General features: G+C 49.4%; 8 protein-coding genes. All 8 read right to left on the bottom strand.

What is annotated here, in order from left to right; translation table 11 throughout:
* Nucleotides 1-51: 51 nt before the first annotated feature.
* The 8 genes from hpt to DWY89_RS13500 all read right to left on the bottom strand — a co-directional run bounded on the left by hpt (nucleotide 52) and on the right by DWY89_RS13500 (nucleotide 12087).
* A complete protein-coding gene (gene hpt, locus DWY89_RS13535; RefSeq protein WP_022360393.1) occupies nucleotides 52-576 on the bottom strand; it encodes a hypoxanthine phosphoribosyltransferase in 525 nt (174 codons plus the stop codon).
* Nucleotides 569-1945, bottom strand: coding sequence for a tRNA lysidine(34) synthetase TilS (gene tilS / locus DWY89_RS13530; RefSeq protein ID WP_243015317.1), 1377 nt, complete (start codon nucleotides 1943-1945; stop codon nucleotides 569-571). Before tilS ends, hpt begins: the two co-directional genes overlap by 8 nt.
* A gap of 277 nt (nucleotides 1946-2222) precedes the next feature.
* Nucleotides 2223-3641 (bottom strand): SpoIIE family protein phosphatase, encoded by a 1419-nt coding sequence (locus DWY89_RS13525; protein ID WP_118482247.1) that lies wholly within the window; start codon nucleotides 3639-3641, stop codon nucleotides 2223-2225.
* Between the two features lie 165 nt (nucleotides 3642-3806).
* Nucleotides 3807-4157 carry a septum formation initiator gene (locus DWY89_RS13520; RefSeq protein WP_243015316.1) on the bottom strand — a complete coding sequence of 117 codons (351 nt, stop codon included), beginning with the start codon at nucleotides 4155-4157 and terminating at the stop codon, nucleotides 3807-3809.
* 1 nt (nucleotide 4158) lies between these two features.
* A complete protein-coding gene (gene yabQ / locus DWY89_RS13515; RefSeq protein ID WP_118469442.1) occupies nucleotides 4159-4557 on the bottom strand; it encodes a spore cortex biosynthesis protein YabQ in 399 nt (132 codons plus the stop codon).
* A 10-nt stretch (nucleotides 4558-4567) separates the two neighbouring features.
* The gene (gene yabP, locus DWY89_RS13510) at nucleotides 4568-4852 is read right to left on the bottom strand and encodes a sporulation protein YabP (protein WP_118469441.1); all 285 of its coding nucleotides are present in this window, start codon (nucleotides 4850-4852) and stop codon (nucleotides 4568-4570) included.
* A gap of 78 nt (nucleotides 4853-4930) precedes the next feature.
* Entirely contained in the window at nucleotides 4931-11848 is a 6918-nt protein-coding gene (locus tag DWY89_RS13505) for a carboxypeptidase regulatory-like domain-containing protein (protein ID WP_118524761.1), read from the bottom strand.
* Nucleotides 11818-12087 carry a hypothetical protein gene (locus DWY89_RS13500; RefSeq protein WP_022360639.1) on the bottom strand — a complete coding sequence of 90 codons (270 nt, stop codon included), beginning with the start codon at nucleotides 12085-12087 and terminating at the stop codon, nucleotides 11818-11820. The genes DWY89_RS13505 and DWY89_RS13500 overlap by 31 nt, the downstream gene beginning before the upstream one ends.
* Nucleotides 12088-12212: the final 125 nt, after the last annotated feature.

Genomic DNA, 12212 nt, shown 5'->3' with positions numbered 1-12212 from the left:
CAGAAGCCCCACGCCTCCCATCGACTGACGTTGTTTCAACTGGCTTCCTCCTTATACTTCCACAACACCGATGTACGGCAGGTTGCGGTATTTCTGATCGTAATCCAGGCCGTAACCTACGACAAACTCATCCGGGATTGTAAAGCAGGTATATTTAACCTGAACCTGTTTTTTTACACGGCGCTCCGGCTTGTCAAGCAGGGTGCACAGCTCGATATTTTTCGGATTTCTCTGTTTTAATACCTCGATCAGATATGCCAGGGTGCGTCCGGAATCGATGATATCCTCCACGATGATGACATTCTTGCCCTCCAGCGGCTCGTCCAGATCCTTGATAATCTTTACCACACCGCTTGACTTGGTGTCAGAACCATAGCTGGATACAGACATGAAATCCAGGGAAACCGGAATAGTCAGGCGTTTTGCCAGTTCGCAGGTAAAGAATACGCCGCCCTTTAAGATACAGATCAGGTGGACTTCCTTTCCCTCATAATCTTTGTTGATCTGTGCTGCCACTTCACTGATCTTCTTGTTTACTTCTTCTTCCGTTAATAATACACGAATCTTATCAGCCACTGCTTTTTCCTCCGTTAAATTCCACCTCAAGGATGGTTTTTGTCTGTTCTGTTATCTTATAATATGCGCTGATCCGGTGCCCCACTATCCACAGGATATGTTTTTCTTCCGCCAGAAGCCAGATTTCCTCCCGCTCCTGTCTCGGAATTTTCTCATCGATCATCCAGGATTTCAGCGTCTTCCGACCGCCGGACGGCAGTGTCAGGTAGTCCCCCGGCTGCCGGTGTCTCAGCGATAAGGTACCTTTTATTTTATCATAGTCAAACCATTTCGTATACTGGTTTTTCGGAAATTCATCCCCATTTTCACAGGGGAAAGTATGCATCTGCAAAAGATTCTCATTCTGGATGCCCGGAAGCAAACCCCCTTTTCTTTCCCCTGGATGACTAAGCGGGCGCACTTCAAGAAATCCATATATATTTACCGCCCGGAACCCATGCGGCAGCGAAATACTCTTTCCGGTTCCCTGGTACAGAAGTTCCCGAACCGCCTGCACATGCGTCTCCGTCACGTCCCGGAGCGGCATTTTGCTCTTTAAAAACAGCCGCCGCACGATATAACCCTGCACAATCTCCGCCTGCTCTGCCAGCGCTCCTGCATCCGCTTTTCCGTCCGGTGCATGCTTTTGAAGCCATTCCTCTGCCACCTCTTCCAGATAGGCATCTGCCTGCCGGATGCGTCTGCCCGCCTGGTCGATATGACGGACTGCCTGTGCATTCAGGCGCTCTTCTACCGCCGGAAGCAGTTCATTCCGAAGCCAATTGCGGCTGTATTCACTCTCCTGGTTCGTCGAGTCCTCGACCCAGTCCTGTCCCTGCTGCCGCAGCCAGGTCTGAATCTCGCTTCGCTGCGCCCAGAGAAGAGGACGGATGATGCGCCCCCGCACCGGAGCAATGCCGGAAAGCCCGGTCAGACCGCTTCCGCGGAACAGGTTAAAAAGAACCGTTTCCGCGTTATCATCCGCATGGTGGGCGGTGGCGATATGAACCCGGGCGGCTACCGCCTCTTTCCCCCCCGCATTCTCCGATGTCAAATCCGGACACATCTCTTTCTCCCACGCAAGCGCCGTCTCCTCATACAGGCGGTACCGCGCCTGCCGTCCCGCCTCCTCGACGGAACATTTCCGGTCAAGCGCCTCTTTCGCCGCATCGATACGGAACTCATAAAAAGGAACTTCCAGCCGTTCACACAGCATCCGTGAAAATGCCGCATCTCTATCCGCCTCCGCGCCGCGCAGCCCGTGATGGACATGGAGCGCCCGCAGGGAAATCTGAAACGTCTCCCGCAGCTTCCAGAGCACCAGCAAAAGACCGACGGAATCCGCTCCCCCGGATAAACCGACCAGAACGCCATCCCCCGGCCTGGCCATATGATTTTGTCTCATATAAATTTCTGTTTGTTTCTGCATTCTTTTATATTTCTTTTTATCCCTCTTAACATCCACTCGTAACTACTGTTCCGTACCTTCACAGTATAACGGATCTCCTCTTATTTCTCAACCTGCCAGATTCTACGTTACTGTTCACGCATACGTGCCCAGTAACGGAATTTGCCGTGGCTTCGCATTTAAATACGGCAAATTCCTGCTGCCACCACGTTTTCTTACGGCACTTTCGGTTCCAAAAGTGCCTACCCGTAAACAGTAACTACCCACGTTCCAGCACCGTCCCGACCAACACGGTGCAGTCATCCACCACACCCCCGTCCGAAAGCCCGGACGCAAACGCCAGGATCTGTTCTGCCAATTCCTGCGGGTTGCCGCCGGAAAGGTTTGATATAAATTCCATGAACGTCTCTTCCTTGTGTTCCCCCGGCATCGCTTCGAGAATACCGTCGCTTATCATAATGATTTTTTCGCCGTCCCACATTTTCCGCGACATCAGAACCGGCTCCGCGTTCTGTACAATTCCCATCGGCAGCCCGCCTGCTTCCAGAAACTCAACACCCTCACGCCCCAGAATAAAGGTCGGCACCGCGCCCAGCTTCATCGCTTCCAGCACACCTGTCCCCAGATCGATACAACATAGATCGATTGTTGCCGGATTCTGCTCCGTACCCGCCAGCAGAAGCACCGTATTTACCAATTTGAGCGCCGATCGCGCCGAAAATCCCGTCTCCAGCAGGCGCTGGGTCAGCTCAATGACCTTCTCGCTGTCCTCGCTGGCGCTTCTGCCGCTTCCCATGCCGTCCGACAGGCTCATAATCACCTGCCCCGGAAGCCCGGTCTGCACCGTGCATGTGTCGCCTGAAATCGGTTCTCCCTCCCTGGGGCTGCACGCCATGCCGTACACCATCCGGTATTTACCTTCTTCCACAAAACGGAAGGTCGCCGCATTGCGGGTGATAAGGCTTTTGCTGTCCTTCGCCACACTCCAGTGGCTTCCGGCGATCGCGCGTCCCAGAAGTTCCGCCACATCCCGCGCCGTCATACATCGCCCATTGACGCTGCGGAGTGTGAGAAACGCCTCCTTCTGCTGATTTTCATATTGAAGCACCAGCATGTTGTCCACGCGCAGATGGCTTCTGCGAAGTATCCCCGAAAGCATCTCCTCCCAGGATGCCGTCACATCCGACGCCTGCTCCATCTGGTTGGAAAATTCCTCCAAAATCGCCGCCAGCTCCCGGAACTGGACGATCACCGCATCCCGGCTTTCCAGAAAACGGTTTTTCCACCCCAGATTCATCGTCGCCCGGCCGAGGCTCCGGTTCAATTCCCGCAAATATGCCTCTCTCTGGGAACAGATCTCATGAAACAGGCGAGGCATGTCCTCCAGGTCGATTTTCCCTTTCTGCTCGAACGTCCGAAGCAGATAATAGAGATAATAACTGTCGTCCCGGCGGCTGCCATAATACAGGTTGCACCGTGTACAATCGCCGCATACCGCCGACGCCGCCGTCTGCATTGCCGCCAGTCCGTCCTCCTTCGTCAGATGCCCCTGCCCGCCGATCTCATCCGCAAACGCCTGCGCCAGACCACCCAGTGACAGTGCCATGCTCTTTAAACGTCTTGCCGTGTAGACGTTGACATCCGCCATATCTCTATGTAAAGTTCTCCGTTTAAGCACAAAAATCCCTCCTAACCTGTATAACGCCATTATATACAGGCTGGAGGGAAATATTTGTCAAACGGACGGAGCAAAATCAGGGAAAACTTCGACATTTTCCGACACATCCAGGAATGCTGCTCCCCTGTGTGGCATGCCCCGGACATTCTATGATGCACCGCAAGCCTAATTCGAATTGGACGGTTTGAGCAGGATCTCATTGCGGTTTACAAGTCCCAGCTTCTCCTTCGCTACCTTCTCGATATACTGCTTGGTCTGCACGTATACCCGGTATTCCTCAAGCTGTTTGGCACGTTCTTCTTCTTTCGCAACCTGCGCCTCCAGATTTTCCTCTCGAATTGAATAGCTCTTATCCTTTTCCTTGAGATCGATGCCCTTGATGTGCACGGCAGCCGCCAGACTCAGCACTACCATCGTAACGCCCACAAGCGCCATCCGGTTGTTTAAATTGTCCTTTTTCTTTTTCCGTGCATTTCCACCCGGTCTGCCTTCTGACATCTGTCTACGCACCTTCATCTCACTTCCTTTCCAGATTCTCTGCCTGTCCCCTTGTTGTATGTTCCTTTCCGGTCTTCTGGCTTTTTTTGCCTCTTCCTTTTATTCTAATCCATCTGCTGCATTTTTTCAATACCGCAAACAAAAGACGGCTGCCCGTCCGGTCATAAAACACCATGCCGCCCAGCACGCCCGCCACCGCATAGCCGCGCAGAACTCCGTCATTCTGCCCGAACAAAAGCCGGAACGTCGCAAAGCTGGCAAAGAGCCAATACGCCGCATCCTCCATGCCTGTCCAAAATGAGCTGTGCCGTACCAGCCACCGGAAGATCCTAAGCCCGTCATACATCATCATCAGCGCGATTCCCGTACACACACTGCCGCCAAGCAGCCATATTTCCCCTCTTACCGTCCCGCTCATCCGCCACCGCCTAACGGAACAGCCGTCCAAAGAACGACTCCTGCGATTTCCGGCGGGACTCGTTGGAAGAATACGAAAAGCTCTCAAACTCGCCCTCAATATCCACTTCGCCCTTTTCCAGTGTCAGACGACTCACATGCAGCGCCTTCCCACGCACCGTCAGAAGCCCCATGTCTGTATCGAGAATCATCTGGTTCTCATCAAATGACACCACATCCTGGATCCCCGTCACACTCCCCTTTTCCCGGTTCAGAAGCTCCAGCTTGTGAGGTCTGGCATTCAATTTTTCTTCCATGCAAAAAACCTCCCAATATTTCCAACCTATAGCTGCCTACTGTTAAATATATTGGGAGGTTTTCAGGTTTATGAATGATTATCTGGCCGGTTCCCAGACACCGTCTGCATTTACATAATAGCCGTCCGGTGTCCACTCAGCCATATAAAGGGAGCCGTATGGACGTCCTGCGTCCTCCATGTAAACCCAGGTTTTTAATTCTTCACTATACGCCCAGGTCGGCTGCGGTGCATACGGATTTAAGTATACATAGCCTAAATCCGGAATCAGCTGCCACTCCGTCAGCATCTCTCCCGTTGTCGGATCCAGATAATACCATCTGCCGTCCTGCGGATCCAGATACCAGCCCGTCCGCATGCCTGTGTTTTCGTCCACATAGTACCATTTGCCTGCGCTGTAATCATAGACCCAGCCCGTCCGGATATATCCATCGGCTCCAAACGCCCACCATGCGCCCCGGAGCTGTTTCCACACAACCTGTTCAACCTGTCTGCCGGTCACCGGATCCAGAACCAGACTTCCGGACAGATACGTGCCGTTTGACAGGCGGTAGCGCCATCCGGCACTCTCTTTTACCCATGTGCTGGTACTTCTGTCGCGGCTGGAAGTGGCCGTTCCCTGCGGATTGCCTGGAGTAGACGGGGTCGGATTCGATGGATCCGGTTTCGTCGGATTGGACGGGGCAGACGATGCTTTCTTTGTCTGGACCGCGACCGCCTCGCTGGCTGCGGATGCCGTCGTATTGACACCCTCTTTGAGTCTCACATAGAACTTGTAAGTTGTTTCCGGTGTCAGCCCGGTAAATACCGGTGAATCCTGCCATTCTCCCTGATCCGCGCAGTATTCCAGTTCATATCCCGCCGGAATCGCAGTTCCATCCACAAATGCAGACGGTGCTTTCAGGGTCACGCTGGTGTCTGTCCACGCTGCTGCCTGGGGTGCTTTCGGGGTCTTTGTTCCTATTTTTTTGATCGTCAGGCGCACTGTAATCGGATCACTCATATAATTTACGTTACTGTCCGGAATCTTAATCCTACAGGAATACGTTCCCGCATTGGTCGGCGGTGTCATGCTGGAATAAACGGTTCCGTTCACACCTTCATAGTGAACCTCATACTGACCCTGAAACTGTTCCGAAAGATCATATTCACCTATCGTTGCCTGAATTCCATCCCCCACAGACTTCGGCGTTCCATCGTAATCAACCTCTTTATCCGTACCATTCAGTGTAACCTTATCTTTGTCCCCAAAATACACATGTGTCTCAACATCCTGCGCCGGCATCTTAAAGGAAGCGGTCCATTTGCCGCCGGATTCGGTAAATTTCGGCGGGTAAACAACTATAAGTAAACCACCGCTGTATGTTAAGCATGCATTCTTGTTCTGCATCCCCTTCATCCGCTCAACACCTGCATCTGTCAGGGTCGCCGTTACCAGCTCCCCGGCTTTTGCCTGAGTCTTGTCCAGCGTATAATAAGAACTGCTTTCCGGCTTCTGCGTAATTGAAAATACTGCATTCGGATCATCCTGAACCTCGATATCCACAACTACCATACCCGGTCCCTCTAAGTATACATAGAGAGTCGGGAGACCGGTTGCATCATCGCATTCAACACAATAATCACCGTTTTCCTTAAGGTCTGATCGGCTAGCTACTTGGTTCGGTGTAAATGAACCTTTCTTATAGATCGACATCGACTTTATATTAAATTCTTTAAACAGCTTGCCACTGATAATATTTGTTACTTTCAGAGAGCCAATATGTTCCCCTCCGCTCCACTCTCTGGTTTCAAAGGCTGCCGTTGTTCCCCATGTACCCCACTCCTGTCCTACGAACCAGGTATACTGGTATGCGTTCATATTTTCCGCATAGGAAACCTGTACAGAGGCATCTGAACACGGCATCGTAAAGCAATACACCGTCGGATTCTCCAGATTGCAAATTGTCGCATTCACCTTTGAACCATTTGCATCGGTAATTGTTACTTCGCTTACGACATCTCCTGAATCCAGACCCGTAAATGCAAGGTAAACTTTTTCTCCGGCTTTCCGTGGAAATGTAAATGTACCAGTTTCACTACCTGTCGTAGAAATCGGATTTATTCCATTTGTTGCATCTTCCAGAGATGCATAGGCTTTCACGACTGCATTCGGAGAGTTTATCGTATTCTCCCGTTCTACTGTAACTGTGTGTTCCGCCGTATCAACTGTCAGCTGGCATTCTGCCTGCTTGGAAGGATCCGCCGCGCTGGTGGCTGTGATCGTATAGGTTCCCGCTTCTGCCACATCCGCAGCAGTTACCAGTCCATCCTCTACCTTGACTGCCGGATTACTGCTTTTCCACACCACATCTCTGGACGCTCCGTTTACCACATCGACGGTCGCAGTGAGCCGGACGCTTCCTCTCGGGTAAATCGTCTCATTGGTCTTATCCAGCGTAATTCCGGTAACCGAAGGTGTCAGATCCAGCGTCAGATCCGGACGTAAAGTCTGGTTTTTCAGAATCGGGAAAGCATACTCGCCGGTTGAATCCATCGTCCAGGTAGAATCAAAATTCCAGCCCAGCTTTTTATAAAATTCCGGATCTTTCAGGTCTTCCGCCGTTGCGTCCGCTCCATATAGCTTGTCTGCCCCCATCGTATCTGGATCCGGGGTCAAAATCGTTCCATCTGATTTTCTCGCAACTGTGCCGGCAAAGCCGTAGTTATCCCGGCAGCTTCCCGTTGTTCCGCCAATCCGGTTGAGCGATCGCATCTCCGGGAAAATGCTGACACAAGAGGAAATCGAACCGTTGGCGGAAATGCCTGCCACGGATGCGCCAATGGGATTTTTGGGCAGAGCTTCGCCTGCCGCGTAGCTGTGGGAGATCTTTACTTTACTGTCATTTCCGCATCCTACCAGTCCGCCAATAGAATTTCCCGCTTCAACGTCCATATCCACAACTGCATAGCTGTTGTCAATTGTTGTACTTCCACCGGTCCAACCAACCAAACCACCTGCAAAGCCACTGCTGGCGGTTCCCTTGATTTCAGCATCTGCATAGCAGGACTTAATATTTACCGAATAATTATACTTCCCCCTTACATTTCCAATCAAACCACCTGCCGATTCAATCTTATTCGTTCCATCTGCAGTTTCGATTGTTCCACTGACGTAACAATTTTCTACCGTCAGAGAACCATATACATCACCAACCAGGATGCCGACTCTCGCCCCATCGCGGGAAGCTTTAACCACCGCATTTTCTATGGTCAGATTCTTAATTTCACAATTCGAAGAAATTGCTCGAAACAATCCCACATAAACTTCGCCGACCGCATTCAAGCCTCGAATCATATGTCCGCATCCATCAAATTCAGCTCCGGCATTAGGAATCGAAGTAAACTCGTGACCGCCCATATCAATATCGCACATCAGTTTCGCTTTCCAGTTTGAAATCTTCGTATTTCTAAAATACGCAAGCTCTGCCCCTGTACTAATTTGATAATAACCATGTTCGTCTTTGGTCGGTTCCACAGCCGTTATTCCATCCCACTGATCCTGCACCCATACCGCCTTAAATGCTACATTTCTATTTGGCATTGTATAATCTGCACCGCTGGCATATGTAGTACTTCCGTCACTCCAGCCTTTAAAATTCATGCCATATACCTTAAAGGTATTCTCCGGAAGCGTAATCACAGTTCCGGCTGCGGCATTTCCCAGGGTCGGCGCATCTCCCTGTGAATCCTGGCGTCCGGATGCAAAGGTAATTGCATACTTCGCCGCGATTGGAAGATTTATTTCGATTGTTTCTGTTGACGCGCCCTCAGAGGTATCGCTCAAAACAATCATTCCCGTGATACTTCCGTTTTGTCCCGGTTCTTTGCCATCCGTTGCTGGTGTTAGATGGAACCCTTCTTCAGCGGACCAGTCCGCATGAATTTTTTGATTTGTGATAACGTTCTGTACAACCTGCAAAATTTCATTCGCTGTTGTCTCATTTGTCACTGTCATCGCCTGCAGCGCTGCCCGTGCCGCTGTTTTGACATCCTCTAAGGTCTGCTCTGAAAATTCATAATTTCCACTCTTCGTCTCCTCGCTGTCACCATAGGTTGAACCATCTCCCGTTGCTTGAACTCCAAACGTATAGATTCCGCCCTCTGCAATCTGGGCGGTAAAATCGTAACCAGCTGTATCCGCCCCAAGTGTTACCGGACCCCCCAGTGCTGAACCATCCTTATAGAGCTGTACTTTATAACCCAATGCATTCGTAACCGGACGCCAGACGGCCTTTCCTTTTACTATCTCATCCCATTTGACATTCTCAGGTGCCGCAAGCCGAACAAGGTTTACCTCTTTTTTCAGCACAATCGAACCAATCGAACTTCCCTTGTAATGGACATATAAGGTTATTTCATTCGTATTGCCAAGATTCAGCGATTTAGCAAATTGAATCTTAATACTGCTAGTTCCATTTTCAGTATTCACTGCAAGAAGTGTAACTCCGTCATATGCCGTTCCATCTTCCTCGGATGAAAGTTTAAAATCCTCCAACCGTAAATCTTCATTTCCGGTATACGTAAGCGCAATCTCTCCATCTGCCATGGCGGTGTCCGCATCTGTTGTCTGGAAAGTTCCTGTCACCGTTTGTCCCGAAATCATGGAAACCGGGTTTGTTTCCATGGTGAAATCAAGAGCTTCTGGATCGGCATCCGAAATCGTAACTTTTTTCTTAACCGTAAGATATCCAGTCTTTTTGATCGTTACGTCATAGTCTCCATTGGCAAGATCAATGCAAAAGGTTCCTTCTGAATCCGTTTTCACCTTTTTCTCGCTGCTGCCCTTCTTAAAAGTAATCTCCGCGTCTGCGATTCCGGTTTCTCCAGACTTTACTGAGCCTGTTTTTATCTCGGTTGCCTCAAGATACTCTGGTATGTCTGTGCCGGAGAATATAATTACTTCTTTATTATCTCTTTGCATCTTTAGCGTCGGAAGCTGATTAGCGGCAAATTCCCAGTTTTCCGCATCACTTCCCCAGCCAATCGTGTTTTTCCAGAAATTGGTTGTTAAAAGGTCTGGTTTGAAAACACTCTCGCCACGATGCAACTCTGGCCATTTTCTATCTTTATCATTCTCTTTATCAAGAAGGGTTTCACCACATTTAACCCTCATACCCTGATAGGCGAAATTTCGTCCACCAACTACATGAACTTGATAATCACCGAAATAGCCAAAAATTCTATCTACATAGTATTGCGAACTGTTTGTGGAAATCTCTTCTTGCAATGCTGCGCTCTTATTAATTGTAACTGTTTTTCCTTGTCCACCAACTAATCCACCTGCACCGCGACCTGAATTTGTCGAAACACTTCCCATTGCAATACAGTTCATAATATTCAACTGCGTGCCATTTTTCACTTTAACCGAACCAACCAAGCCTCCAGCTAAAGACTCCCTATTATTATTATCTTTGTTTTCAATCTCTGCATTAACAATACAATTTTGAATTTCCAGCGTCCCCGACTGAACCTGTCCAATTAATCCACCTGCGGCACAATTTCCTGTAGTAGCAAGACTGCCACTGATATAACAATTTTCAATCTGCGAATCAGCACCTACAGTTCTCGCAATCGCTCCTACATGCTTTCCATCTCCCGTAATGGTCACATTGGACAAAATCAAATTTTTAACAGTTCCCGCCAAAACATTAAACAACGGCTGCGAAATTCCACTCAGCTCATATCCATTACCATCTAAACCAGCCGTTAGTGTTCTTGACTCCCACGACTCACCGCTTAGATCGATATCAGCCCCCAATCTAATATATTTACTTACACCAGAGGATTGATTTCCATTATATTGATTCTTTTGGTTTTCACCCATAACAGTAAACCACTGTTTTACATTACAAATCACATAGGGATACTCTTTCGTACCTTTTCCCGTGATTCCTTCATCTGCATACAACGCAATCCCCGCGTCTCCCACCTGCACATGGATCTCCGGCAAAGCAGTGTCTTCCGGTATCTCTTCGCTTTCCGGAATCACCGGAATATAGGTATAGATCGCCCCATTGTATTCTTCATTGGCTTTATCGTAGCCCTCCCAGGTCTTTTCTTCAGTTTCTTCTGGTTCACCGTCCTCATCGAAGCGGTCAAAATAGTCCTCCGGTGCCAGTCCGCCCCGAAATTCAGAATAGTCGCTGTTTTCTGCATCCAGTTTCCACGTGATACCCGACAAAGTCCGCTCGGTGGTTTCTTCTCCCATCGTCTCACGCACGGTAAGAGTCTCCGGGAACTGGATATCGGATTCTTTGCTTCCAAGCGGGAGAATCTGATCGGTGATCGATTCTTCCAACGGTACAAATTCCAGCGTTGTTTTCACCTGCTCTTCTTCCAGGACCGTGATCTGGATCACCGGAAGTTCGTCCTCATCTACCTCATAATTGCTGCTTTTCAGCTCTGCACGGAACAGGTAGATGCCCGGATTTTCCCCATCATAACGGGATGCCTGGCTCTCTTCTTCATCCAGAACCCAGCGCACCCTTACTTTTCGCCAGAAACCTTCCTTTTCGTCAATCTCTTCCTCGGTTTTCTCATCCGTCTTGACATCTTCCTTCGATTCATCCGTTTTTCCATTCGAAGAATCGGCATCTTCATTCAAATCTGCATTTCCACCCGAAGAACCGGAATCTGTCTTACCGGAATCGTCTTTCTCATCGGATTCACCGTTCCCCGGATTTGCATTTTCATCCTGAGAGTCCCCATTTTCCGCCGAATTTCCATCTTTCCCAGAATCTCCCTGTTCACCTGAACCGGATTCCGCTTTCTCTAAGCCCTCTCCACCTTCGCTTTTGTCTTTGCTATTCTCTCCGGCATCTTTTCCTTCGGTATCTTTTCCTTCGGTATCTTCTTTTTCTCCATTCTCTTCACTGTCCGTCTTTTCCAGCACGGCATCATCATTTGTGCGGTTGGCAAACGCTGCTACATTCTCATCGCTCCCTGCGTCAGGCACATCTTCGGTTTGCCCCCCCCCCCGCTGACAAAAACGTCTATGCTGTCCGGCATCTCCAGATCCTGATACCGGGTGCCATAGGGAACTTTCTGATACAGAACCTGTTCCGATAAACTCTCGATCTCCCTGATCTGATAAAAATTCGTGTTCGCATAAACTCTAGGCACAGAGCCATATGAACTGCACGTTATCACTACCACCATTCCTGCTGCCAGGATTCTTCTTTTTCTCCTTCTCATACGCTTTTTCCTCTCATTCTCGAAATGTTGATTATCCGTCATAAAGTGTGTATACACAAATGAGTCGTCACTATATTTATATTATAATAATCAACTCTCACAAATTCAAGACAGAATCTGTTCTT

This window comes from Clostridium sp. AF27-5AA (assembly GCF_003478415.1).
Classification (GTDB): Bacteria; Bacillota; Clostridia; order Lachnospirales; family Lachnospiraceae; genus Otoolea; species Otoolea fessa.
Note: the sequence above shows the minus strand (reverse complement) of the source record. Positions and strands in the feature narration are given on the sequence as shown.